Here is a 24,918-nt window from a genome sequence, read left to right as displayed (position 1 = left end):
GCTGACTGATCAGGCTGCCACGCTTAAGCGATGACGCTCGCCTGCCTCCGAAGTACAGACCCGATTAAACCACTGCCTGGATACCTGAGTGGAACTTAATCGCGCAACTTCGCTCCGATTTAATCAAGACCGCCAGCCCAAACCGGGCCGGATGTTGGAGCTTTACCCGCGCAATGATGCGCATGCAGTTTTAGGAAACACCCAAAAAAATGAATACACATACTCAAATTCAGGATGCTATTCGCACCCTATCCAGCGCATTTGCGCCGCTTGACTGCCGCATTCTTGCCACACGCAAAGGCAGCTTCAGCTTCACCCTTGTCAACCAGGCTGGCATAGCCAAGCACAGCCAGCGCCTGTACCCAGGCCAATACAATGGTGAGCGCTTGCAGCAAGTGATTGAGCGTACGCGCGAATCGCTGGTCGCTTAAGACGCCGACCCAGGCAGCTTTGAGCACTGCACAGCAGGCAGTTTTATTATCGATAGATGCGTCTAGCCCAGCCTTTGGGCTATGCTCTTGCGCGCATCTGAAGCGAAATGGCCGCAACTTAACCGACAACGTGCGAACTTTGGCGGTTAGATTGCGTCCAACTGAATCACCACACAGGATGGAATATAGTAATGGATAACACTATTCAGTCGAACGTCGAGAACCTGTTTGCTCCGCTGCGTACTACTTTCAGCTCGCCGCGCCCGGATGGCAGCATCGTTCTTTCGCTGGTTGATGAAACTGAAACCACGGTCTACAGCCGCGTGCTTTCAGCAGAGCAACTCAATAACACCGAGAGTTTCGCGCAAAGCTTGGAAGAGATCCGCCTAGAACTGGCTGTACGCGCCGGTTCGATTCCTGCAGAAATGCGCAAAGCGCTAAAAGAACAGGACAGCGTTCTTAACTATCGCATCGCCTGATGCTCACTAAACAGAAGCCCTGCAATTGTTGCGGGGCTTTTTTATGGGCGGCTGTTTTAATATTTTGCACAACCGCCAGCACCCTCAAAATATGGCTAACCCTGCATAGGTTTCAGCCCGTCCTATGACCTATCCCAATCACCGGGGATAGCGCCCGAATATGGCCAAGGCTTGAGTGAGCCGGACACGGCTTTAGCTACAAGGATAAAAAGAGCACTGAACAGGCGAAGGAGTTGTATGCGGGAATCTGTCGATTGCAGCGAACGCTGCTGCGCCACGGCACTTATGCCTGATTAAACCCCTGAGAATTCAAGGACTTAGAAATTGGAGGCAGTCCCACCAGCCACACCCCGGCACACAATGTTCCCGCTGTGGCTGCTTCCTTCCGGATCTGACCAGGTTCACGGGTAATCGTTGCGGGGGGACCGGCAGGACCACCATCACGCATGCCCGCCAGAAGCGAGCCGCGCCATTGTACCGGCTTGAGTTAAAGTTACAACCGGTTCAAGCACTTAGCGATGAAAATAGCCTGCCGTCGAGCGAAAACCCAGCGACTGCAATGGCCAGATCAAATACGACTAAGAAGCCGAATCACGCAAGATTCATTGCCGCAAAGTTGATATAAGTCACGACTCAACCTGAGCAAAAAGCCGATGCTTAATTTGGCCAGCAGCGCGCCACAAATCTATGCGCCATGCCAAGACGGACTTATTTGTCGGTAGAAGCGCATCGGCCATTGGCTAAACACGCTCGCTGGGAATGTTATTAATCAGGCAAATGCATGTTTAACGGAATTTCTTGTCGAACCATGAGTCTGAAACAGGTCGCTATCTTTAACACTACCTGCGACTCAAAACGCACTCACCTGCGTGGGCACGACAAGCGCCCTCAATCAATTAAGGAGCTACAACATGGCTATGACCAAAGACCAATTGATCAGTGATATCGCCGAAGCCATCGACACCCCTAAGACCACCGTACGCGCCGCGCTTGACCAGCTCAGCGAGATCGTTAGCGACGCATTGGAAAATGATGACGAAATCACTCTTCCTGGCATTGGTAAGCTGAAAGTAACTGCACGCCCTGCGCGCACCGGACGCAACCCGCAAACGGGTAAAGCCATCGAAATCGCCGCTAAGAAAGTCGTCAAATACGTGCCGGCCAAGGCACTGACTGACGCCATCAACTAAGCGTCACAGAGAGTCGGCGTGGCCCCATCAAGCTGTTGGCCCGCGCGATGTACCGCTCAAGTTGATTCATCTGAATACTTGAGCGGTTACTCTTCCTAGGCGGTTATACCGTACCCGGCCAGCACCGCCAAAAATGCGTCTTCATCCAGCACTTTCAAGCCCAACTCATTGGCCTTTGCCAGCTTTGAACCTGCGCCGGGCCCGGCCACTACGCAACTGGTTTTAGCCGAAACAGAGCCTGCGACTTTAGCACCCAGTGATTCGAGCTTATCTTTGGCAATATCACGACTCATAATCTCAAGACTGCCGGTTAACACCCAGGTTTGACCTGCCAACGGCAAGCCTTCCAGCTGCTTTTTCTCACACTCCCAGTGCATGCCAAACTCACGCAACTGCGCCTCAATATCCAGGGCACGCTGCGCGTTTTGCGGATTATCAAAGAACTCACGCAGTGATTTAGCCGCCTTTTCGCTAAGGCGCTCGACTTGCCGCACATCGAGCCAGTCGGCATCAATGATGCCCTGCACAGAGCCAAATTTACTGGCGAGCCGTTCGGCACCTGTCGCCGCAATAGAGGCGATATTTAACTTGGTGACAAATCCGGCAAGGGTCGTGCTTGCAGCAAACTCTGGATGCACATCACCTTGGTCTTGTAGCTCAATACCGCGCTCAAGCAGTCGGCTGATTACCGTTTGATTATGCTCATCGGCAAAGAAACTGTGGATCTCATGAGCCACTTCCAGCCCAACATCGGGCAAATAGGTCAGCACTTCTGGCAACGCCTGCATGATACGAGTCAGCGAACCCAGCGCACGCGCCAACAGCTTGGCCGTCTCCTCGCCGACATCTGGAATGCCCAGCGCATAGATAAACCGTGCCAGCGTTGGCTGGCGGCTTTGCTTGATCGCCTCAAGCAAATTATTGCTCGACAGCTCAGCAAAACCTTCCAACCCAACCACTTGATCAAAGGTCAGGGTGTAGAGATCTGCGGGCGAATTGACCAAACCTTCATCTACAAGCTGCTCAACACTCTTCTCGCCCAAACCTTCGATATCCATGGCCCGGCGCGAGACAAAGTGGATAATTGCCTGCTTGAGCTGCGCGCCACAAGCCAGACGCCCCACACAACGGTATATTGAGCCATCAACAAAGGACTCCTTGCCCTTGCTGCGCTTAACCAACTGGGTGCGCTCAACTGCAGAGCCGCATACAGGGCAATGCTCCGGCACGAGCACCCTGCGCTGCTCAAGCTCCTCACTGCTCCAATCTGGTCGCCGCTCGGTAACCACCTGAACCACCTGCGGGATAACATCGCCGGCGCGGCGGATAATCACACTGTCGCCAATCATCAGGCCAAGCCGAGCGACCTCGTCCATATTGTGCAGCGTCGCGTTAGACACTGTAACGCCTGCAACCTTTACCGGCTTTAACCGTGCAACTGGAGTGACAGCGCCAGTACGTCCGACCTGAAACTCCACAGCAAGCAACTCGGTAAGCTCCTCAAGGGCAGGAAACTTATGGGCGATGGCCCAACGCGGCTCACGCGCTCTGAAACCAAGTTCACGCTGCTGGGCCAAGCTGTTGACCTTGAACACAACGCCATCAATCTCGTAGGCCAAAGAGGCACGACGCTCGCCAATGTCTCGGTAGTAACCGAGGCAGGCCTGGACACCTTTGGCCAGCTTTAGCTCACGACTAATCGGCATACCCCAGCCTTTCAGCGCATGCAGAATGCCCACATGGGTTTCAGGCAAACTGCCTTGAACCTGACCAATGCCATAGCAGCAAAACTCCAGCGGCCGACTGGCCGTAATTTTCGAGTCCAGCTGACGCAGACTACCAGCCGCTGCGTTACGTGGGTTGGCGAAAATCTTACCACCCTGCTCTAACTGTCTAGCGTTAAGCGCCTCAAATCCGGCCTTGGACATAAACACTTCACCCCGCACCTCCAAGACCTGTGGCCAGCCGTCACCCTGTAGCTTGAGCGGCACATTACGGATGGTGCGTACGTTTACGCTGATATCTTCGCCGGTGCTGCCATCCCCACGGGTAGCGCCGCGCACCAAGATGCCGTTCTCATAAAGCAAACTCACTGCAAGGCCATCGAGCTTTGGCTCACAGCTGTACTCAACATCTTGGGCATCACTGAACAAGTCACCACCCGCCGCACCACCAACAGGAAGATCAAGGCCTTCACGAACGCGGCGATCAAAATCTTCCAAATCGGTTTCTTCAAAGGCGTTGCCCAGGCTGAGCATGGGCACTTCATGCTTAACCTCACCGAACGCCGACAGCGCCAAGCTACCCACTCTTTGAGTGGGTGAATCGGGGGTGATCAACTGTGGATTCTGTGCTTCGAGCGCCTTGAGCTCGTGGAACAGACGGTCGTATTCAGCATCAGGAATGCTTGGCTCATCGAGCACGTGATAACGATAGTTATGCTGATCCAGCTCGGCACGGAGCTGCAAGATACGTTGGGGGGCGTCAGTCATGTCGGTCTCTCAGAAACGCAGAAAGCAGCCAAACAGACCGAGTGAAAACTACTGCGCTCGGCAATACGGCGTTAAAAAAAGCGAAAAATGCTCATTTAGAACACCTAAAGTCGAGCGCGACCCCGGCCACTTCCCGCTTATTTTTGCCTTGCCTTCGCCGTGACGTTTTCACGCAGCCTGTAAGCTGCTTTCAGATAATCGTGGGCTTAACGCTTGGAGGTCAGCTGGCGACGTTCAAACTCGACAATCCGCTGACGGTAATGCTCGATGGTTTGCGCGGTCATCACACTGCGCTGATCATCTTTGAGTTCACCGTTAAGCTCATGGGCAAGTTTGCGTGCAGCAGCGACCATGACATCAAATGCTTGCTTGGGATGACGTGGTCCCGGCAGGCCGAGGAAGAAGCTTACAGCGCGGGTGCTGAAGCCCTCAATGTCATCAAGGTCAAAGGTGCCGGGCTTGAGTGCATTGGCCATCGAGAACAGCACTTCACCATTGCCTGCCATGCTCTCGTGACGATGGAAGATATCCATCTCACCGAAGCGCAGACCGCTCTCGAGAATATTTTGCAGCAACGCGGGGCCTTTAAAGCCGTTATCGTCACGGGAAATCACGTTGATGACCAATACTTCATCAACAGGCGCCTGCTCACCCCCATGGGTTTTATGTGCCTGAGCGGAGTTTGGCGCATCATCAACAGGGTTGAGCAGTGTCGGCACGGGCTCATCGGCGTCAAGATTCAAATCACCTTGTTGCGGCTCATTGTTACGACGACGAATCGGCTCACGGGCACTCATTGATGGCAAATCATGCTCATCAAGGGAAGGCTCTTGATGGGGCTTGTCCACCACGCGCGCAGGGCTCAATAACTCAGGGTCACCGTCTTCATCAGGCAAGTTAGAAAGGTTTCGGTCAAGCTTGAACTTCAATTTACCTTTACCACCGCGCATCCGACGCCAGCCATCGAACAAGATGCCAGTAATCACAATAATGCCGATAACAATCAGCCACTCACGTAGACCGAATTCCATGAAATACCTTAACCCCTACTGACAATTAATATACACAACGGAAGCATTCAGGCTCTTCCGATAACTCAAAAAACGTGGGGCCAACTCCCTGTTCGCACTGGCATTTTCCACGCCTAACAAAAGTGGGCATAAAGCTAGCACGACGAATGGTTACTTTACACTGCTGGCGAGTTTGAAAACACAGTACAACAGTAGGCTAAAACGATGAAAAGGTGAAAAAAACACCTTATATCAATCCCGCTGTAACATTTTGCTCAAAACTCAACCAACTGCGCTAGGCATCTACCATTGCCAACGCTTCTTCGACATCCACCGTAACCAAACGCGAACACCCCGGTTCATGCATGGTAACCCCCATCAATTGATCAGCCATTTCCATGGCAATCTTGTTGTGGGTGATATAAATAAACTGCACTTTCTCGGACATCTCTTTAACCAACCGGGCATACCGCCCAACGTTGGCATCATCCAACGGCGCATCCACTTCATCGAGCATACAAAAGGGTGCAGGATTAAGTTGAAAGATGGCAAAAACCAGCGCAAGCGCTGTCAAAGCCTTCTCGCCACCGGAGAGCAAATGAATGGTGCTGTTCTTCTTTCCAGGCGGCCTCGCCATGATTGTTACACCAGTATCGAGTAGATCTTCGCCTGTGAGTTCCAAATAAGCTGTGCCGCCACCGAAAACCTTTGGAAATAACGCCTGTAATCCAGCATTTATCTGATCGAATGTTTCCTTGAAACGATTACGCGTTTCACGGTCGATCTTGCGAATTACATTTTCCAGGGTGTCCAATGCTTCGACCAAATCGGCGTCCTGGGCATCCAGATAGCGTTTGCGCTCGGATTGCTGCTGATATTCATCGATTGCCGCAAGGTTGATCGGCCCGAGCCGCTGAATGCGCTGCGCCATGCGCTCCAACTCGGCTTCCCATGACTGCTCGCTGGACTCGCCCGGTAATGTCGCCAAAACGCCATGCAGGTCGTACTTGTCTTCGGCCAGCTGATCCTGCAATGCTTTACGCCGAACCGTCAGCGATTGCCACTCCATGCGCTGCTGCTCAAGCTGACCACGTAATAGCTGAGACTGTTGCTCGGCTTGAGTGCGGCGCTTCTCAGCATCGCGCAACTGCCGATCAGCATCCTCAAGGGTCAAGCGTGCCAGTTTCAACTCATCCTCGACCCCCATGCGCCGGTCGAGTAACTCTTCGAGTTTGATCCGTAACTCTTCGAGCGGTGCAGCGCCCTCCTCAAGGTTGAGGTTCAGTTGCTCGCGCCTTTCATGCAGGCGCTCAGACTGTTGCTGCAAGCGCTCAAGGGCCTGGCGAGTTGAGTCATATTGCGCGCGCAGTGAACCCAAACGCACCGCGAGCTGATGCGCATGGTCTTTGTGTTGACGAGCATCATGACGAACCCGGTCAAGCTGCTCGCGCAACTGATCACGGCTGGCGAGCAAGGACTCGCGCTGCTCGTTGTCCTGCGCCATGCTATCCAGCGCATCTTGCAATTGCAGGCGCGACTCGCCGAGTTGCTCCTGCTCAAGCTGACGCTGGCCAGACAGCTCGGTTAATTCGCTGTCCAGACGCTGGCGTCGCAGTAGCAACTGCTCAACCTTGGCCTGACTCGCCGACAATTGTGCCTTGAGCTCACCTAAACGCCGAGACTGATCCTGCAACTGACGGCGCTGCTGTTCGCGCTGATCTTCTTGTTCGCGCTGTTGCTCACGCAGGCTCAACAGGCGCTCTTCAAGCAAGCCCAGTGCAGCCACACGTTCCTCACATTCGTGACCGAGCTGCTCCAACTCCTGGCCACGCGCCAACACGCCGCTTTCGGCCTCACTGGCACGACGCACGCGCAAGAAATGTTTGCCAACCCAGTAGCCGTCACGACTACTCAAGCTTTCATCACGACCAAGAGCGCCGCGCAACGCCAGTGCTTGATCAAGCGTTTCCACCGGGCGAACATTGCCCAGCCATGGCGATAAATCGAGTGCAGACTCAACCTTATCAAGCAAGCTTCCAGCAATTCGCTGGCCATTGGCAGCCGGACTCAGCAGACGTAAATCGCCCTGCTCGAAACCGGAAAAGTCCAGCTGATCAAGGCTAACCCCGTCATCCAGCAGTACCGCTTGCAGATCGGCACCGAGCACAGCTTCGACTGCCAGTTCCCAACCGCTTTCAACCCTGAGCCCTTCGGCCAGACGTGGACGATTGCGTAACTGCTGCTGATCGAGCCACTGGGCCGCGCCCTGCCCGGGTTCTAACGCGGCTTGCTGTAAAGCCTCCAGCGAAGCCAGACGCCCCTGCAAGCGCTGTAACTCACCTTGAGCCTGTTGTTGCACCTGGCCTGCTCGCTCCAGCTCACCACGCAACTGCTGTAAGCGCTCGCCTTGTTGCGCTTCGCTGGCCTGGAGTTCTTCGATGCTTAGCTCGCTGACTGCAACCTGCTCGCCCAACTCCAATATCGCGGCATCTTCCGGGTCAGCTGCAAGTTGCTGTAACTCGTCGCTTAGACGCCGCTGGCGCTCCGCTAAACGCTCAAGGCTCTGCTCCAACTGCTGAATACGTGACTGTTGTACCTCGGCCTGGCGACGCGGCTCCGCCGAACGCTGGTTGAATCCATCCCACTGTTCTTGCCAGCTGTGCATTGCTGCTTCAGCCAACTCAAGTGCAGCGGCTGACTCTTCAGCCGCTGCAGCCGTCAGCTCTTGTTCAGGCTCAAGTTGCGCCAACTCTTCACCGAGAGTCGCTGCCAACGTGCTGTCATGGCCCAAATGGGACTCGGTCTCCTGACGTGAACGTTCAGCTTCGTTGAGATCATCCTGCAATTGCCGCACACGCTGCTGGCCATGCTGAATACTTTGCTCAACCCGAGCAATATCGCCGCCCACCGAGTAGAAACGGCCTTGCACCAAATTAAACTGTTCTGACAGCTCATGGTGACCGTCACGGTAGCGCTCAATGCTGGCATCCGCATTACGCTGCTCCGCAACCAAGGCTTCAAACCCTACTTCCTGATCACGAATAATCGACTCGCGCTGCCCGACCTGCTCATTCAGGGCTTGCCAGCGCAAGGCAGTCAATTGCGCTTTGAGTTGGCGCTCTTCAGCTTTGTATTCTTGATACTTCTCTGCAGCTTGGGCCTGACGGTGCAGGCGCTCCAGTTGACGCTCAAGCTCTTCGCGCAAGTCAGTCAGGCGGGCAAGGTTTTCGTGGGTGCGACGAATTCGATTTTCAGTCTCGCGGCGACGTTCTTTGTACTTTGAAATACCCGCCGCTTCCTCGATGAAATTGCGCAAGTCTTCGGGCTTGGCCTCAATCAGCTTGGAAATCATGCCCTGCTCGATAATCGAGTAGCTGCGCGGCCCCAAACCAGTACCTAGGAAAATATCGGTAATGTCACGGCGACGGCACTTAGTGCCGTTGAGAAAGTAGGTGTTCTGGCTGTCGCGGGTTACTCGGCGGCGTATGGATATCTCGGCATAACCTGCGTACTCCCCCACCAAGGTTGAGTCGGCATTATCGAAAATCAGCTCGATTGAGGCCTGCGTAACAGGTTTGCGGGTATTGGAGCCATTGAAGATGACGTCAGTCATCGACTCGCCACGCAAGTTCTTTGCCGAGCTTTCGCCCATTACCCAGCGAACGGCATCGATAATATTCGACTTGCCGCAACCATTGGGCCCTACAACCGCCGCCATATTGCTCGGAAAGGACACTGTGGTCGGGTCAACAAATGACTTGAAACCTGCAAGTTTGATCGACTTCAGACGCATGCAAAGCGTTCCTTAGCGTTCAGCTAATGCTGCCAGCACCAGTTTAGTATTATGGGCGCAATAGCCTTCAAGCACTTCGCGTGCCTGATTCTCGTCGCGTTCAATGATTGCTTGCAACAACGCAGTGAAGGTCGCGATGAATTGCCCCATTTCACTACGCCGCCGTTCAAAGGCTAAATAATAGGTGCGACTAATCGCTGGCAACAGGTTTTCTACCGTGTCTTGCAGGTACTGGTTATTCGAAAAGCCATAGGCGGCACGCATGATATCGAAACTATTATCGACAAAGCCGTTAATGTCACCCTGCTCGAAATTAGTGGCCAGGCGTTTCTGAATGTCCAGAAACGGTGCCAACTCGGCCAGATCCCGCCAGCCGCGAGCAACCGTACACGCCAGCAAGCCATAGAGCTCAACCACCAAGGCGTAAAGGCTTTTCACATTGTGCGCCGTAAGCTCAGTAACCTGCGCGCCACGTCGCGGCTGAATAACAATCAGATGCCGACGCTCAAGAATCAACAGTGCCTCACGAACAGACCCCCGGCTGACATTAAGTAGCTGGGTAACTTTCTGCTCCTGAATGCGTTCGCCCGCCCGCAATTCACCACGAATAATACGTTCTGATAAATGCAGCGCAATCTGCTCGCTTAGGCTATCTGGGGCCTTGAAGGTCATGCTTTTCCTTAAAACCTAAAGGTGCTTAGCAACAAAATTTCGACAGCCGCAGTTAAGGAGTCAGCTGCAAGGACTGTGGTTGAACAAAGCCCTCACAAGCCGCCATGTAGAGGCGCTAAGATTAATCTGCAGGTCGTTAAAGTGTAACACAGGGGCTGAACCGACTCAGTGCCCCGTCGCGGTTTACACAGTCACAAGTTGAACAATAATTACTTAAAACGCACCAATCCGAGGCGTTAAATCACTTGTGACAGCGGCTCTAAATCAGACACCACCCCAGTGCAGAGCGCGCATAAGGGTGCGGCATGAAAATTGATTGACTAATAGGTCAAATATTAGTTGACCCAAAAGTCAGAAATCACTAGATTTAGTACAAAGCGCGTCGCCCGGAATACGGCTGCACCTCATCGGTCAGCTTAAATCCGGAAACTTGCCGCTCATAGACAACAATAAAATGCCTGGAGGTCTTCCTTGATCCAGTTTTTACTCAACCGGGAGCTGCGCACTGAGCAGCAACTCGACCCCAACGTCACTGTGCTGAACTACTTGCGTGAGCACCTTGGCAAACCCGGTACCAAAGAAGGTTGTGCCTCTGGAGACTGTGGTGCATGCACTGTAGTCGTCGGCGAACTTGAGATGCGCGATGGCCGCGAGCGCATTCGTTATCGCACACTCAATTCCTGCCTGACCTTCGTGTCCTCGCTGCATGGTAAACAATTGATCAGCGTTGAAGACCTCAAACACCAAGGCCAACTGCACAGCGTGCAACAAGCCATGGTTGATTGCCATGGTTCACAGTGCGGCTTCTGCACCCCAGGTTTTGTCATGTCGTTATTTGCCCTGCAGAAAAACAGCAATGGCTATAGCAAGGCCGAGACCCTTGAAGCCCTTGCTGGCAATTTGTGCCGCTGCACCGGCTACCGTCCGATCATTGATGCAGCAGAACAAGCTTGCTGCCAGAAGCAACCCGACCAGTTCGACGCGGCTGAAGCGCAGACCGTTGCCCAGCTAAAAGCCATCGCCCCCAATGAAACCGCCGAGCTTAACAGTGGCGATAAGCGCTGCCTGTTACCCTTGACCGTCGCAGACCTGGCTGACATCTACGCCGCCAACCCTGAGGCGCGACTGCTCGCTGGTGGCACCGATCTGGCACTGGAAGTCACCCAGTTCCACCGTGAACTGCCGGTGATGATTTACGTCGGCCACATCGAGTCGATGAAGCGCATTGAAGTGACCGATGACACAATCGAGATTGGTGCTGCGACAGCGCTGAGCGATTGCTACTCGGCATTGGCCAAAGACTACCCGGACTTCGGTGAACTACTGCACCGCTTTGCCTCGTTGCAAATCCGCAACCAAGGCACCCTTGGCGGCAACATAGGTAACGCCTCTCCGATTGGTGACGCCCCGCCGCTGCTCATTGCTCTGGGTGCACAGATTGTACTGCGCAAGGGTAATGAATCGCGCACGCTGCCGCTCGAAGACTACTTCATTGATTACAAGGTAACCGCCCGCCAGGACGCCGAGTTTATCGAGAAGATTATTGTCCCACGCGCACAAGCCAACCGAGCATTCCGCGCTTATAAAGTGTCGAAGCGTTTAGACGATGATATTTCGGCTGTCTGCGCCGCCTTTAATATCGAGGTGGCGGACGGCGTGGTGCAAAACGCACGTATCGCTTTTGGCGGCATGGCCGCAATTCCGAAACGAGCCGCAGCTTGTGAAGCCGCACTGAACGGAGCAGCTTGGTATCCGGGTGTTATCGAGCAAGCCTGCACCGCGCTGGCTGAGGACTTCACCCCACTGAGCGATTTCCGCGCCAGTAAGGAATACCGTCTACTTATTGCACAAAACTTGCTGCGTAAGTTTTTCCTTGAAATGCAAGCTCCAGAAGTCGAGACACGGGTGACTGCATATGTCTAATCACATCGTTCAAAAAACCCAGGCAGAGCTGGCTGAGCTATTCCGCGCTGACCTCACCACTGGTGTGGGCCGTAGCGTCAAACACGAAAGCGCCGCCAAGCACGTATCCGGCGAAGCCACTTACGTTGACGATCGTTTGGAGTTTCCAAACCAGCTGCATATCTACGCACGCATGAGCGATCGAGCGCACGCGCGCATCGTCAAAATTGACACCTCTCCCTGCTATGAAATCCCCGGCGTTGCCATTGCCATTACCAGCAAGGATGTTCCTGGCCAGTTAGATATCGGTGCAGTAGCGCCCGGTGATCCATTACTGGCCGATGGCAAGGTGGAATTTGTCGGTCAAGTGGTGCTGGCCGTTGCTGCCAACAGTTTGGAAACGGCGCGCAAAGCAGCCATGGCTGCGGTGATCGAGTACGAAGACCTTGAGCCGGTGCTTGATGTAGTTGAGGCGCTGCGCAAGAAGCACTTTGTCCTCGACAGTCACCAGCATAAAATTGGCGACTCCGCTGCCGCGCTCGCCACTGCGCCGAACCGTTTGCAAGGCTCTCTGCATATCGGTGGCCAAGAGCACTTTTATCTGGAAACCCAAATTTCTTCAGTTATGCCCACTGAAGATGGCGGCATGATCGTCTACACCTCAACGCAAAACGCCACCGAAGTTCAAAAGCTGGTTGCTGAAGTGCTCGGCGTGGCGATGCATAAAGTTGTGATCGACATGCGCCGCATGGGCGGTGGCTTTGGTGGTAAAGAAACCCAGGCCGCAGGCCCCGCATGCCTGTGTGCGGTGGTTGCACACCTCACCGGTCGCCCGACCAAAATGCGTCTGCCGCGTGTTGAAGACATGCAGATGACCGGCAAGCGCCACCCCTTCTATGTTGAATACGATGTCGGTTATGACGACAACGGCTTGCTCCATGGCATCCAGCTTGAACTGGCTGGCAACTGTGGCTACTCGCCAGATTTGTCGGGTTCTATCGTCGACCGGGCGATGTTCCACTCAGATAACGCCTACTTCCTGGGTAACGCGACCATCAATGGTCACCGTTGCAAGACCAACACGGCCTCCAACACCGCTTATCGCGGCTTTGGCGGACCACAGGGCATGGTCGCGATTGAACAAGTGATGGATCACATTGCCCGTGCGCTGGGCAAAGACCCGCTTGAAGTGCGCAAGCTCAACTATTACGGCAAAGAAGATCGCAACTTTACTCACTACTACCAAACGGTCGAGCACAACATGCTGGCCGAGATGACCAGTGATCTTGAAGCCAGCAGCGACTACAGCAAACGCCGCGAAGAAATTCGCGCATTCAACGCCACAAGTCCGGTGCTGAAAAAAGGTTTGGCGCTCACCCCAGTGAAGTTTGGCATCAGCTTTACCGCCTCCTTCCTCAACCAAGCTGGCGCACTGGTGCACATTTACACCGACGGCAGTATCCATCTCAACCACGGCGGCACCGAGATGGGTCAAGGTCTGAATACCAAGGTCGCGCAAATTGTGGCGGAGGTTTTTCAGGTCGATATTTCGCGTATCCAGATCACCGCGACCAATACCGACAAAGTGCCTAACACTTCGCCTACGGCAGCCTCCAGCGGCACTGACCTAAATGGTAAAGCTGCACAAAATGCTGCTGAAACCATCAAGCAACGCTTGGTCGATTTCTTAGTGCGCGAGCACAAAGTCAGCCCAGAAGATATTGAGTTCCGCAGCGGCCAAGTGCGGGTCCGCGATCAATTCATTGATTTTGACCAGCTGATTCAACAGGCCTACTTTGCCCAAGTTTCGCTGTCTAGCACGGGCTTCTACCGTACACCGAAGATCTTCTATGATCGCTCTAAAGCTGCGGGCCGACCGTTCTACTACTTCGCATACGGTGCCGCGTGCTCTGAAGTGATAGTCGATACCCTGACTGGCGAGTATAAAATGCTGCGCAGTGACATCCTTCACGATGTCGGTGCATCACTGAACCCGGCAATCGATATTGGCCAGGTTGAGGGCGCATTCGTTCAGGGCTTGGGTTGGCTGACCATGGAAGAGCTGGTCTGGAACGGCAAAGGCAAGCTGATGACCAATGGTCCAGCCAGCTACAAGATCCCAGCTATCGCAGATATGCCGCTTGATCTACGGGTAAAACTGGTCGAGAACCGCAAAAACCCGGAAGACACCGTGTTCCACTCCAAAGCGGTGGGTGAGCCGCCGTTTATGTTGGGCATTGCCGTTTGGTGCGCGATTAAAGACGCCGTCGCCAGCCTGGCAGACTATCGCCAACAGCCTGATATCGATGCTCCGGCAACACCAGAGCGGGTGCTTTGGGGTGTTGAGCAGATGAAAAAACACCTGCAACCGGCCAAGTCAGCTGCTCGTGAGGCTGTAGAACCTGTCTAAGGGGCATGCCGAACGGTGCGCTGCTGCGCCGTTCGGTTTTCCCAATGGTGAACAATAATGACAAATCACACCGAGAATTTAACTGAAGCAGTCAAGGCCCCGCTGCATAAGGTGCCGCCACTGTTTGTGCTGGAGCCGACAACGGTGTCTGAGCAACCCAAAGTTGCCGATTGGTGTTTGTCGCGCCCGGCTAAACCTTTACACAGCTGGAGGCTGAGAAAATGAGTTGGATCAGCACCCTCGCCGAACTTCAAGAGCAAGGTCTGCCTTGCGTACTGGTCACAATCATCGATGAGCGTGGCTCTACGCCGCGCAATTCGGGCTCGAAAATGGTGGTCACTGCTGAACGTATTTACCAGACCATCGGTGGCGGTCATCTTGAATACAAAGCGATGGAAATGGCCCGTGAAATGCTCGAAAGTGGCACTCAGAACACCCGCTTGGAGCGCTTCAATCTAGGCGCAAGCCTGGGCCAATGTTGTGGTGGCGCGACGGTATTGCTGTTCGAACCCATGGGTCGCCCCCAAGCGCAAATCGCCGTGTTTGGTGCCGGCCATGTAGGGCGTGCGCTCGTACCACTGCTTGCCAGCTTGCCGTGCAAAGTCCGCTGGATTGACTCACGCGAAGCTGAGTTTCCAGAGCAGATTCCGAGCGGTGCAGAAAAAATCATCAATGATGAAGTGGTCGACGAAGTCGACAATATGCCTGCTGGCAGTTACTACATTGTCATGACTCACAACCATCAACTCGACCTAGAGCTGACCGCCGCGATTCTTAAGCGCGATGACTTTGCCTACTACGGCTTGATTGGCTCTAAAACCAAGCGGGCCAAATTTGAGCATCGCTTGCGCGACCGTGGCTTTGCCCCTGAAGTGGTTCAGCGTATGCGCTGTCCCATGGGTATAGGCGAAGTTAAAGGCAAGTTGCCAATTGAAATTGCGGTGTCGATTGCAGGCGAAATAATCGCCACCTATAACGCCAATTTTGGTGAGCAAAAACGCAGCAAATCAGCCGAGCCGATTGCTCAGCTGCTGCCAGCTTCACGTCGTACTCACGCTTAAAACCACTTAATTCCAACGCTATCTGCCCGCAACCCCGGTGGATAGCGGCTGACTAACAGACTGCCGAGAATATTATGTCCAGCCCTGCAAAAGCTTACCGTGCCTCCATACTTCACAGCCTTGCCGACCCTGCCGTGGTAGGTATTGAGCAATCTTATGAGTATTTTGAGGACGGTATCCTGGTCGTTGAAGGCGGCCGTGTTGTTAACGTCGGCCATGCAGCTGATTTACTTGGCTCACTCCACGGCGTTGAGATCACTCAATACCCAGATGCACTGATCACACCGGGTTTCATCGACACGCATATTCACTACCCGCAAACCGGCATGATCGCCTCATACGGTGAGCAATTGCTCGACTGGCTCAACACCTACACCTTCCCGACTGAAAAACAGTTTGAAGACAAAACCCACGCAGCGGACGTTGCCGGCATATTCCTCAAGGAACTGCTGCGCAACGGCACCACCACTGCTCTGGTGTTCGCAAGCGTGCACAAACAATCGGTCGATGCCTTGTTCGAAGCCAGTCAAGCCCTGAACCTGCGCATGATCGCCGGCAAGGTGCTGATGGACCGCAACGCACCTGACTACCTGACCGACACCGCTGAATCTGGCTACGCCGACAGCAAAGAGCTGATCCAGCGCTGGCACGGCAAAGGTCGCCTGCACTATGCTGTTACGCCTCGCTTTGCGCCGACCAGCACACCCGAACAGCTCGAGCTGGCGGGTAAGCTGTACCACGAGTTCCCAGACCTTTATATGCACACGCACCTGTCGGAAAACCTCAAGGAAATCGAGTGGGTCAAAGCGCTGTTCCCTGAGCGCAAAGGCTACCTGGACGTTTATGATCACTACAAGTTGATCGGCGCGCGCTCAGTCTTCGCCCACGGTGTGCACCTGTGTGACGATGAGTGCAAACGTTTGAGTGAAACAGGTTCGGCCATTGCGTTCTGCCCTACCTCGAACCTGTTCCTTGGTAGCGGTTTGTTTGACCTGAAGAAGCTTGAGCAACACGGCGTTCGCGTCGGTCTGGGCACTGACGTCGGCGGCGGGACCAGCTTCTCGCAACTGCAATCGCTGAATGAGGCGTATAAAGTCATGCAGTTGCAGGGCAACAAGCTTGATCCATTCAAGTCGCTGTATCTGGCCACCCTTGGCAGCGCCAATGCCCTGTATTTGGATGACAAAATAGGCAACTTCGAAAGCGGTAAGGACGCCGACTTTATCGTCCTCGACTACAAAGCAACGCCGCTGATTGATTACCGTATGCAGCAAGCCAAAAGCCTGGAAGAAAAACTCTTTGCCCTGACTATTCTCGGTGATGATCGGGCCGTTAAAGAAACCTTCGCCGCAGGACAGTCGGTACATCGTCGCGATTAACCGACGCGGGTATTCGCTGCTCGTCGTTTAGACGAGCAGCGCTTATTTCTGTCTATCCGCGACTGCCAGTTTTATCAGGCGCACCACTTCATCAACCTCGCCAGCGCTGTTAAAACGCAACTCAATATAGGCCGATGAAGCTGAGCGCTTAGGGTGTTTGATAGAGTTCGGTGGATGCTGCAAGCCTTGCTGCTTGATCAACGCCTTGCCCAGCGCCAGATCAAGCTCATTGTCATGATGAAAATGCGCAATTTCCGTGCTGCGATAGTTAAGCGTCGTAAAACCATCTGAGCGCTCGCGCCAAACCACAACCTCGACATCCGGCAAACTCTCGATAGCCGCCAGCAATTGCGCCTTCAATGGACCCATTGCGTCTTCACCCGCCCAGTCGCTATCAGCCTGACACGCCGCTGATCAGCACCGATGAAATTCAGACGGCACCGAGGTAATCCATCTTGCCAATTTTCACACCATTGTGGCGCAAGATCGCGTAGGTGGTACTGATGTGAAAGTAGAAGTTGGGTAAGGCAAAATGCAGCAAAAACATTTGCCCGCTAAAGCTCAACTCACGCGAAGGCAACTTGATATTGATGGTGTTCTCTTCGCTTCCATCTAATTGTTCAGGCTTGAATGACTGAACAAAGGCGGCGGTTTTGGCGATACGCGCCTTCAATTCAGCAATGCTTGCCTCGGTGTCAGCAAAGCTCGGCACATCAACGCCCGCAAGCCGAGCAACGCAGCCTTTAGCCGCATCTGTGGCAATTTGAATTTGTCGTGCCAATGGGTACATATCTGGCGCAAGACGGGCGTTAACCAATACGGCCGAGTCGAAACCTGTAGCCTCCGCGTGTGCCTGAGCTTTATCGAGAATTGCATCTAGGTTGCTCAACATGCGTGTAAAAACAGGGACACTTGCTTGGTACATAGACAGCAACATGGATATTGCTCCATAAAAGGCAGATTGATTATCTGATCACGCACATTACACCTGTGCCAAACGTTGTGCGACAGGGTTTGTTGCAACCCAATTGATAGCACCTGACTCATCACAATAATTTGATCAGTACCCAAAATATTCGTTAGCAGGCTTTGCTTTCAGTTGTATGATGAGTAATCAGAAAATCCTCCGCGCCATTGCCGATATGAGTTGACGAATGACGACCGCGCCAACTTCTGCAGACAACTCAACCCTGCAGATCCTGACTATTGTGTGTTTTACCTTTATCAGCTTCCTTTGTGTCGGTTTGCCACTTGCTGTACTACCCGGCTACGTCATTTATGACCTGGGTTATAGTTCGATCATCGCCGGCGTGGTGATTGGCACTCAGTATTTCTCAACCCTGCTAACACGCCCTATGTCTGGCTCGATCGCCGATCGCCTAGGCCCTAAGCAAGGCGTCATTTATGGCCTTATCGGCTGTTCAGTCAGTGGCGTTGTAACGCTCGCGGCCACATCCTTGGTTGCAGTCCCCTTGGCCAGCTTGACCTTGTTGTTGGTTGCCCGAGCAATTCTTGGCGTCTCTCAAGGCTTAGTCGGCACCGGTTCAATCAGTTGGGGCATCGGCAGAGTTGGCCCGGAAAATACGGCGCGGGTGATTTCCTGGAATGGTATTGCCTCTTACGGCGGCGTCGCCTTAGGAGCCCCAATGGGCGTGATGATGGCATCCCATATTGGCCTTTGGAGCATCGGCAGCTTAACCATGGTATTGGCAGGAGGGGCCTACTTTCTGGCGCGAACCAAAGCCCCTGCGCCGATTATTCAAGGGGCACGCTTGGCATTTCGCCGGGTATTCATGAAAGTTGCACCCAATGGTGTAGCGCTCGCTCTCGGATCAATTGGCTTCGGCACCCTGGCCACCTTTATCACCTTGTATTACGACAGCCGAGGCTGGGACAACGCCGCTTATTGCCTGAGTGCCTTCGGCACTGCGTTTATTCTGGCCCGATTGTTTTTTTCCAGTACGATTAAAAAACGCGGCGGTTATCGCGTTGCGACCATATGTTTACTGATCGAAAGCATTGGTTTACTACTCGTCTGGCTAGCGCCCACTCCGTGGATCACCTTATGCGGTTCCGCCCTCACCGGCTTTGGCTTGTCACTGGTATATCCCGCACTGGGAGTCGAGGTGATCTCGCGGATTCCACCCGCGAGTCGCAGCTCGGCACTTGGTGCTTATGCCGTGTTCTTTGATCTGTCTTTGGGCATCGCTGGGCCATTAATGGGCGCGATTGCAGGCTACTTCGGCTTTGGCCCAATATTTATGGTTGCCGCCTGCATGGCACTGATGGGTATGCTTATGACTTTGGTGTTGAAGCGCTTGGATAAACGCTCAAGCACCTAAAGCAGGTTCTGACACGGGAACAAGCCGATGACTCGCGAACAAATCGCCGCATTTTGCCTGCAATTGCCAGGCGCCCGTGAAGACTACAAATGGGGCGAAAATCAGGTGTTCTCGATTGCCGAGAATAAGATGTTTACGATCCTCAATTTTCTCGGCGGCAATCTTGCCTTCAAGGTCGATAAAGAGTTGTTTCTCGGTTTTGTCGACCGTCCTGGCATCCGCCCTGCGCCATACCTCGCCCGTGCAGGCTGGGTCAGCATGAGCTGTGATCAATTGCCCATCAGTGATAGCGAACTGCGTGAGCTGATCACCCGCTCCCATCAGCTAGTTGTTGGTAAGCTATCAAAGCGCAAGCAAATCGGGCTGCTTATTGACCCCAAGTACCCGGTGAATATGCCTGGATAAGATGGCCGAAATACTTGCCGTGCAACACAAACCAATCAAACCAAAACAGCTGATGAGCGATGACAATCAGCCAGAACACCGCCAGGAATGATCCCTTACGGGTTTTATGGCGAAAGCATTGCTGAGCGACTAAGGCACCAGGCCAGCCGCCAAACAATTCAAACAAATGCAGTGTGCCTTCAGGTATACGCCAAGCGCCGCTCATGGCTTTGGCCTTGTCACTCCAGTACTGCATAAAGCTGGCTAAACTCATCACCAGATAAGCCAACAGTACCCAGATAACACCCGACTTCAATAGCAGCTGTAACCCGCCGAATAGAGGCAATGCACAGAGTGCCGCGAAAATCAGGGTTTTAATTCCTAAGTGTTGAATGGGCACCGAGAGCTTTCGTCGCGTTTTTTTAGTCTGGGTTTTGCGCGCTTTTTGCTGCGGACTGGGCGTCACGATACGAGGCTTTCGGCGGATAGCAGGCTGATCAATTGATAACTCGCCGGCAAGCCGCAGGTGTTCGGCACGTAGGCGACCCTGGTCGTCCTTGCTGGCGATGTACATCACTTCATCACCCGCAACTGGACGGCGGTGACCGCGCATGGCCGAGATATGTGCGAATACCTCAGGGCCACCCGGCTCAGGGGAGATAAAACCAAAGCCTTTGTCATCATTCCAGCTTTTGATCGAGCCACGTACTTCCATGATTAAATCGCCATCCCACGTTAGCCGACAAGAATCCATGCACGCTGTGTTATGCGCTGTTAGCCACGCGTGCGTAACGCATTTTGTTGTTCCACGGGTAATTTCAAATACGCTTTCGGGGTAATCCCAATGTGTAAACGAAAACATTTGTAAAAGGCTGAAAGCGAATTAAATCCAGCGGCAAATACCAGGTCATCCACCTTCGCCGCCTGTTGAAACGGACTGATGGACACCAATAGATGTTTTAGTCGCTCGTGATTCACATAACGGTAAAAGCTCTGACCCAGCACTTGATTTAACAAATAGGAGATTTGATTGCGGCTGTAACCCGTTGCAGCCGCGACCTGCTGCAGGTTCAGCCCGGGGTCTAGATAGGGCTGAGCTGTAGCGAAATACTCTTGCAGATCCAGCGCTAAAATACCTAACTGGCGCGCCGACAAACCAAGCCGACTGGTGGCTGGGCGACTATCGATTTTACCCTGACTTTTCGGCTGTTCATGGATCAGCGAAGCATACTCATTGATCCGCCAAATCAGCCCATCACGAACCGTAATAGCCTCACTCGAACGAAACGACACCAAGCCTGGGCCGCCACGTAAGGTGATCCGGTATTGAATAAAAGCCGTGTCATCATCAAAGCGAATTCGATCAGTGTGCTCAAGCACTTCTTGCGGTTCGAGGGGCATTGAGCTACGAACATAATCACGCAACTGGGTAAGGTGAAAGAGCTTGTTCTGAAAGAAATCGTTGTATTCAACTTGCGGGTGATACAACGCCATTACCGCGTCAAGATCACAGGCTTTCCACGCGAGATGGTAGCGTTGCACCACCTCTGCGGTGGTGCAATTTGCGGAGTTGGATAACCCTTCACTGCTCATCGAAACAACTCGACTACTTGATGTTTATGCCTGTTTGCCCAGGCAAACTGGGACCATTAGCCTTGGGCGGTGCTCCAGTCGATCAAATGCAACTGCCAAGTTGCCAATATCAGCAACCCAAACCCAATACGATACCAAGCAAAGACAGCATAGCTGTGGTTACCAATAAACTTGAGCAAGGCACGAACTGCAATCATCGCGAAAATAAACGACGTTACGAAACCGATAGCAAACACAGGCAGATCGGCCGGCTGGAACAAGTCACGGTACTTATAGCCTGAGTAAACAGCGGCACCCACCATCGTCGGCATGGCCAGAAAGAATGAAAACTCAGTCGCTGCTTTTCGTGACAAGCCAAATAACAAACCGCCGATAATAGTCGCACCTGAGCGCGAGGTGCCTGGGATCATGGCCAAGCACTGTGCAAAGCCGATCTTCAGGGCATCTTTCCAGGTCATGTCGTCAACGGTCTCAGCATGCACTACGTGCTTGCGTCGCTCAGCCCAGAGCATGATGACCCCACCGATAACCAACGCTGCGGCGACAGTGATCGGATTGAACAAGTATTCATGGATCAAGTCGGCAAAACACACCCCCAAAATCACAGCAGGGAAGAATGCGATCAACAGGTTGCGGGTAAAAACCTGCGCTTCACGCTCTTTCGGCAGGCCCACCACTACATCGAGAATTTTTTTCCGATATTCCCAAACGACCGCGAGAATCGCACCAAGCTGGATGATGATATTGAACGCCATGGCCCGCTCACCGCCGAACCCAATAAGGTCCGCAACGATGATCTGGTGCCCGGTACTGGATACGGGTAAGAACTCGGTGATGCCTTCAACAACACCCAAAATCAATGCCTGCACGGCCAACCACACGTCCATCCGATCTCCCAAGTTGCGCGGGTTTAATAACCGCACAAAACTTATTAAATGAAGCATTTCTGCTGTTGTTTAACTGAAGTTGCGCATCCCTAACGCAAGAGAACGGACAAATTATCCATGCACCCTCAGGTTTCTGCGTTTCAGGCCGAAATGCTAACAGAGAATTAGCATTTTATAGCCGGTTACTTGATGTTTACTCGGTCTGTTTCTGTGCCCTCGGGCATTCACGGCATAGGGAAGTGCCCAAGACAAGTCAGCCGCTGACGACCAGCTCCCATAATAAGAACCTGGAGTTTCCCTATGAACAGCTTACGTAGCCTACCAATCAGCCGGCGTCTGTGGCTGATACTTATTGTCGCAATCGTCATGTTAATGACCTTGGGTGGCGTATTACTCAAGCAAATTCATAGCGACTTGTATGCAGGCAAAGCTGAGAAGACCGAGCACTTAGTACAAAGCGCAAGCGGTATTCTCAAACACTTCTATGCACTCGAAAGCGCAGGCACGCTCAAGCGAGACGATGCGCAAAAGCAAGCATTGGAAATAATCCGCGGCCTGCGTTATGACACCAGCGAATACTTCTGGGTTAATGACTTAACCCCGACCATGGTGATGCATCCAATCAATCCTAAGCTTGAAGGTCAGAACCTATCGACCTTCAAAGACCCTGATGGCAAAGCATTGTTCAATGAAATGGTGAGCATTGCTAAAGCCAAAGGTGCAGGTCAGGTCGACTACCGCTGGCCCAAGCCGGGTGCAAGCGACCCAGTCCCAAAGATTTCTTACGTGGAGCTTTTCCAACCCTGGGGGTGGATCATTGGCTCCGGTGTCTATGTCGATGATCTGCAGAGTGAATTTACAACTCAAGCCACGCGCGTCGTCATCATCAGCCTGACCCTGATGTTGCTGATGACACTGGTGGTCATTCTTATAGCCCGTAGTATCTCCAAACCGCTGAATCAGGCAGTCAGCGCCATGGCCAATATTGCCAGCGGTGAAGGTGATCTGACGCGTAGCCTGGATACCCAGGGCAATGATGAGCTGACCGCATTAGCCCGCCACTTCAATGCATTTACCGATAAATTGCGCCAAGTCATCAGCCAATCCCTTGGCTCTGCCTCAGCGTTGACTCAAGCAGCACAATCCCTGGATGGGGTTGCCACAGACGCCCATACCCATAGCCAGCAGCAATCACAACAAATGGAGCTGGTTGCCACTGCGATTAACCAGGTTACCTACGCGGTACAGGACGTGGCAAAGAATGCTGAACATGCTTCCAATGAAGTTCTGGCGGCCGAACAACAAGCCGCGCAGGGGCAGAACAACATCCAATCAAGCCTGCAGCAAATCGAACAGTTGTCAGCAATGATCGACAATGCGGTCACCGTGATGAACACCCTGGCGGAAGAAAGCACCCAGATCGGCAGTGTGCTTGAGGTGATTCGCTCAATCGCGGAGCAAACCAACTTACTGGCCCTCAACGCCGCCATTGAGGCGGCCCGAGCAGGTGAACAAGGCCGTGGTTTTGCGGTTGTGGCTGATGAAGTACGCTTACTGGCTCAACGCACACAGAAATCCACCGCAGAAATTCAAACCATGACTGAGCGCTTGCAGACTAACTCGCAAGCAGCCGTGAAGGTCATCAATGAAAGCAGCCAGGCCTCACAACTGACCATCGAACAAGCCAACCTGGCTGGTGGCAGCCTTGACCAAATCGCCCACGCATTGAAAAACATAACAGGACTGAACGCATCGATCGCCAGCGCAACGCTAGAGCAGTCCCATGTGGTTGAAGACATCAACCAGAATGTCACGCAGGCTGCGGGCCTGGCCCATGAAAATGCGTTAACCGCGCAACAATCCAACAAAGCCAGTGAGCATGTCGGCCAGTTAGCTATGCAACTTGGCACGCTGCTAGGACAGTTCCGCGTATAAGCGGCATTGCGGGACCATGCAGTCGCTGCATGATCCCGCAATACCCGTCCCCCTACTCCGTCGGGTCCCTGAGCGGATTATTTAATGCGCTGGCAGCCACACACCTTTGTTTCCGCCCAGCGAGCAACGACCAGTCGCTCGCTACACGCCCTAGAACAGACTCAAACTGTTAAGATGCATCAATATGCGGCACTAATCAGTGAGCCGTTCATGTATAGATAGCGATGTCCTGTAGAGAGTAGTTCTGTGGAATTGTTTAAAGAGTTCATGTTTGAAGCGGCACACCGCCTTCCTCACGTCCCTGACGGCCATAAATGCGGACGCCTGCATGGGCACTCGTTTAAGGTGGCGGTTTACATTGAAGGTGAGGTTGATCCCCATACCGGTTGGATTCGCGACTTCTCAGAGATTAAAGCCATTTTTAAGCCGCTTTATGAGCAACTCGACCACAACTACCTCAATGATATTGCAGGCCTTGAAAATCCAACCAGTGAAGTGCTGGCCAAGTGGATCTGGCAACAACTAAAGCCCCTGCTTCCTGAGTTATCGCGTATTCGTATTCACGAGACCTGTACCAGTGGCTGCGAATACCGCGGTGACTAAAAGCTGCAGACTTAACCTATAAAAACCACCGCAAGGTGGTTTTTTATTGCTTTGGATTTAATGTTCGACGCTGCCCTGAACAGCCACAACAACTGGCAAGCTCTTCACACCTCGTTTGATAGGGTGGGTGACGCTTTTCCACCCACCATGGCGCTCGTGAATATTCAGACTATTAGGCGGGCAAGCTGGGGCTAGGCCACCACAAGGCCACAATCCGGATGATCACCGCCTCACCTGTCCGCCATCGCGCTAAAGCATGCCCCCGTTAAAGCTGAACTTTTCCGTGGCCCAAAGTAAAACCCCAGATCATTTACATGATCTGGGGTTTTGGTATAGGCGCTTGACGATGACCTAC

The 24,918-nt window shown here is 53.3% G+C and carries 20 protein-coding genes, 1 other RNA gene and 1 pseudogene; 12 read left to right on the top strand and 10 right to left on the bottom strand.

Annotation, left to right across the window (positions count from 1 at the left end; genetic code table 11):
• Positions 1-209 precede the first annotated feature (209 nt).
• The gene (locus tag ACIGCM_RS21450; protein WP_397504090.1) at positions 210-431 is read left to right on the top strand and encodes a hypothetical protein; all 222 of its coding nucleotides are present in this window, start codon (positions 210-212) and stop codon (positions 429-431) included.
• Between the two features lie 191 nt (positions 432-622).
• The gene (locus tag ACIGCM_RS21445) at positions 623-910 is read left to right on the top strand and encodes a DUF3509 domain-containing protein (RefSeq protein WP_397504089.1); all 288 of its coding nucleotides are present in this window, start codon (positions 623-625) and stop codon (positions 908-910) included.
• Positions 911-1,244: 334 nt separating this feature from the next.
• Here the strand turns inward: ACIGCM_RS21445 and ffs are convergent.
• Positions 1,245-1,341, bottom strand: an RNA gene (ffs, locus tag ACIGCM_RS21440) — signal recognition particle sRNA small type.
• Positions 1,342-1,821: 480 nt separating this feature from the next.
• Between ffs and ACIGCM_RS21435 the strand changes: the two genes are divergently transcribed.
• Positions 1,822-2,100, top strand: coding sequence for an HU family DNA-binding protein (locus tag ACIGCM_RS21435; protein ID WP_397504088.1), 279 nt, complete (start codon positions 1,822-1,824; stop codon positions 2,098-2,100).
• Between the two features lie 95 nt (positions 2,101-2,195).
• Here the strand turns inward: ACIGCM_RS21435 and ligA are convergent, their stop codons facing one another.
• From ligA to ACIGCM_RS21415, 4 genes are all read right to left on the bottom strand, one after another.
• Complete coding sequence (gene ligA / locus ACIGCM_RS21430; RefSeq protein ID WP_397504087.1) at positions 2,196-4,592, bottom strand: NAD-dependent DNA ligase LigA; 2,397 nt, start codon at positions 4,590-4,592, stop codon at positions 2,196-2,198.
• 206 nt (positions 4,593-4,798) lie between these two features.
• The gene (gene zipA, locus ACIGCM_RS21425; RefSeq protein WP_397504086.1) at positions 4,799-5,623 is read right to left on the bottom strand and encodes a cell division protein ZipA; all 825 of its coding nucleotides are present in this window, start codon (positions 5,621-5,623) and stop codon (positions 4,799-4,801) included.
• A 274-nt stretch (positions 5,624-5,897) separates the two neighbouring features.
• Positions 5,898-9,395 carry a chromosome segregation protein SMC gene (smc, locus tag ACIGCM_RS21420; RefSeq protein WP_397504085.1) on the bottom strand — a complete coding sequence of 1,166 codons (3,498 nt, stop codon included), beginning with the start codon at positions 9,393-9,395 and terminating at the stop codon, positions 5,898-5,900.
• A 12-nt stretch (positions 9,396-9,407) separates the two neighbouring features.
• Positions 9,408-10,067 (bottom strand): GntR family transcriptional regulator, encoded by a 660-nt coding sequence (locus ACIGCM_RS21415; RefSeq protein WP_397504084.1) that lies wholly within the window; start codon positions 10,065-10,067, stop codon positions 9,408-9,410.
• 471 nt (positions 10,068-10,538) lie between these two features.
• Here ACIGCM_RS21415 and xdhA point away from each other — a divergent pair, with 471 nt between their 5' ends.
• The 4 genes from xdhA to guaD all read left to right on the top strand — a co-directional run bounded on the left by xdhA (position 10,539) and on the right by guaD (position 16,819).
• A complete protein-coding gene (xdhA, locus tag ACIGCM_RS21410) occupies positions 10,539-11,990 on the top strand; it encodes a xanthine dehydrogenase small subunit (protein ID WP_397504083.1) in 1,452 nt (483 codons plus the stop codon).
• Positions 11,983-14,379 carry a xanthine dehydrogenase molybdopterin binding subunit gene (gene xdhB / locus ACIGCM_RS21405; RefSeq protein WP_397504082.1) on the top strand — a complete coding sequence of 799 codons (2,397 nt, stop codon included), beginning with the start codon at positions 11,983-11,985 and terminating at the stop codon, positions 14,377-14,379. Before xdhA ends, xdhB begins: the two co-directional genes overlap by 8 nt.
• 221 nt (positions 14,380-14,600) lie before the next feature.
• On the top strand, positions 14,601-15,440 hold the full coding sequence (gene xdhC / locus ACIGCM_RS21400) for a xanthine dehydrogenase accessory protein XdhC (protein WP_397504081.1): 840 nt from the start codon (positions 14,601-14,603) through the stop codon (positions 15,438-15,440).
• Positions 15,441-15,514: 74 nt separating this feature from the next.
• Positions 15,515-16,819: a guanine deaminase gene (gene guaD / locus ACIGCM_RS21395; RefSeq protein WP_397504079.1), complete on the top strand. Its 1,305-nt coding sequence runs from the start codon at positions 15,515-15,517 to the stop codon at positions 16,817-16,819.
• 42 nt (positions 16,820-16,861) lie between these two features.
• Here the strand turns inward: guaD and ACIGCM_RS21390 are convergent, their stop codons facing one another.
• Positions 16,862-17,188, bottom strand: a complete 327-nt coding sequence (locus tag ACIGCM_RS21390; RefSeq protein WP_397504078.1) for a luciferase family protein — start codon at positions 17,186-17,188, stop codon at positions 16,862-16,864.
• 61 nt (positions 17,189-17,249) lie between these two features.
• Entirely contained in the window at positions 17,250-17,756 is a 507-nt protein-coding gene (locus ACIGCM_RS21385; protein WP_397504077.1) for a DUF1993 family protein, read from the bottom strand.
• Between the two features lie 217 nt (positions 17,757-17,973).
• On the opposite strand from ACIGCM_RS21385, the gene ACIGCM_RS21380 reads away from it, so the two are divergent.
• A complete protein-coding gene (locus ACIGCM_RS21380; RefSeq protein ID WP_397504076.1) occupies positions 17,974-19,161 on the top strand; it encodes an MFS transporter in 1,188 nt (395 codons plus the stop codon).
• 27 nt (positions 19,162-19,188) lie between these two features.
• On the top strand, positions 19,189-19,566 hold the full coding sequence (locus ACIGCM_RS21375) for an MmcQ/YjbR family DNA-binding protein (RefSeq protein WP_397504075.1): 378 nt from the start codon (positions 19,189-19,191) through the stop codon (positions 19,564-19,566).
• On the opposite strand, the gene ACIGCM_RS21370 is transcribed toward ACIGCM_RS21375, so the two are convergent.
• Genes ACIGCM_RS21370 through ACIGCM_RS21360 form a run of 3 tightly spaced genes read right to left on the bottom strand, consistent with a single transcriptional unit; the run spans position 19,529 to position 22,025 of the window.
• Positions 19,529-20,260: a DUF1294 domain-containing protein gene (locus ACIGCM_RS21370; RefSeq protein ID WP_397504074.1), complete on the bottom strand. Its 732-nt coding sequence runs from the start codon at positions 20,258-20,260 to the stop codon at positions 19,529-19,531. The two genes, ACIGCM_RS21375 and ACIGCM_RS21370, sit on opposite strands and share 38 nt — an antisense overlap.
• A 59-nt stretch (positions 20,261-20,319) precedes the next feature.
• Positions 20,320-21,138 (bottom strand): helix-turn-helix domain-containing protein, encoded by an 819-nt coding sequence (locus ACIGCM_RS21365; RefSeq protein ID WP_397504073.1) that lies wholly within the window; start codon positions 21,136-21,138, stop codon positions 20,320-20,322.
• Between the two features lie 56 nt (positions 21,139-21,194).
• Positions 21,195-22,025, bottom strand: coding sequence for an undecaprenyl-diphosphate phosphatase (locus tag ACIGCM_RS21360; protein WP_397504072.1), 831 nt, complete (start codon positions 22,023-22,025; stop codon positions 21,195-21,197).
• 300 nt (positions 22,026-22,325) lie between these two features.
• Between ACIGCM_RS21360 and ACIGCM_RS21355 the strand changes: the two are divergent.
• The 3 genes and pseudogenes from ACIGCM_RS21355 to queD all read left to right on the top strand — a co-directional run.
• A pseudogene (locus ACIGCM_RS21355) lies at positions 22,326-23,105 on the top strand (cache domain-containing protein); the annotation flags it as partial.
• A 120-nt stretch (positions 23,106-23,225) separates the two neighbouring features.
• Positions 23,226-23,960 carry a methyl-accepting chemotaxis protein gene (locus ACIGCM_RS21350; protein WP_397504264.1) on the top strand — a complete coding sequence of 245 codons (735 nt, stop codon included), beginning with the start codon at positions 23,226-23,228 and terminating at the stop codon, positions 23,958-23,960.
• 246 nt (positions 23,961-24,206) lie between these two features.
• Positions 24,207-24,563, top strand: a complete 357-nt coding sequence (queD, locus tag ACIGCM_RS21345; RefSeq protein WP_397504071.1) for a 6-carboxytetrahydropterin synthase QueD — start codon at positions 24,207-24,209, stop codon at positions 24,561-24,563.
• The last annotated feature ends 355 nt before the right edge of the window (positions 24,564-24,918 follow it).

This window comes from Pseudomonas sp. NPDC078700 (assembly GCF_044542375.1).
In the GTDB taxonomy this organism is placed as follows: Bacteria; Pseudomonadota; Gammaproteobacteria; order Pseudomonadales; family Pseudomonadaceae; genus Aquipseudomonas.
This window is presented reverse-complemented; position numbering and strand designations above follow the sequence as displayed.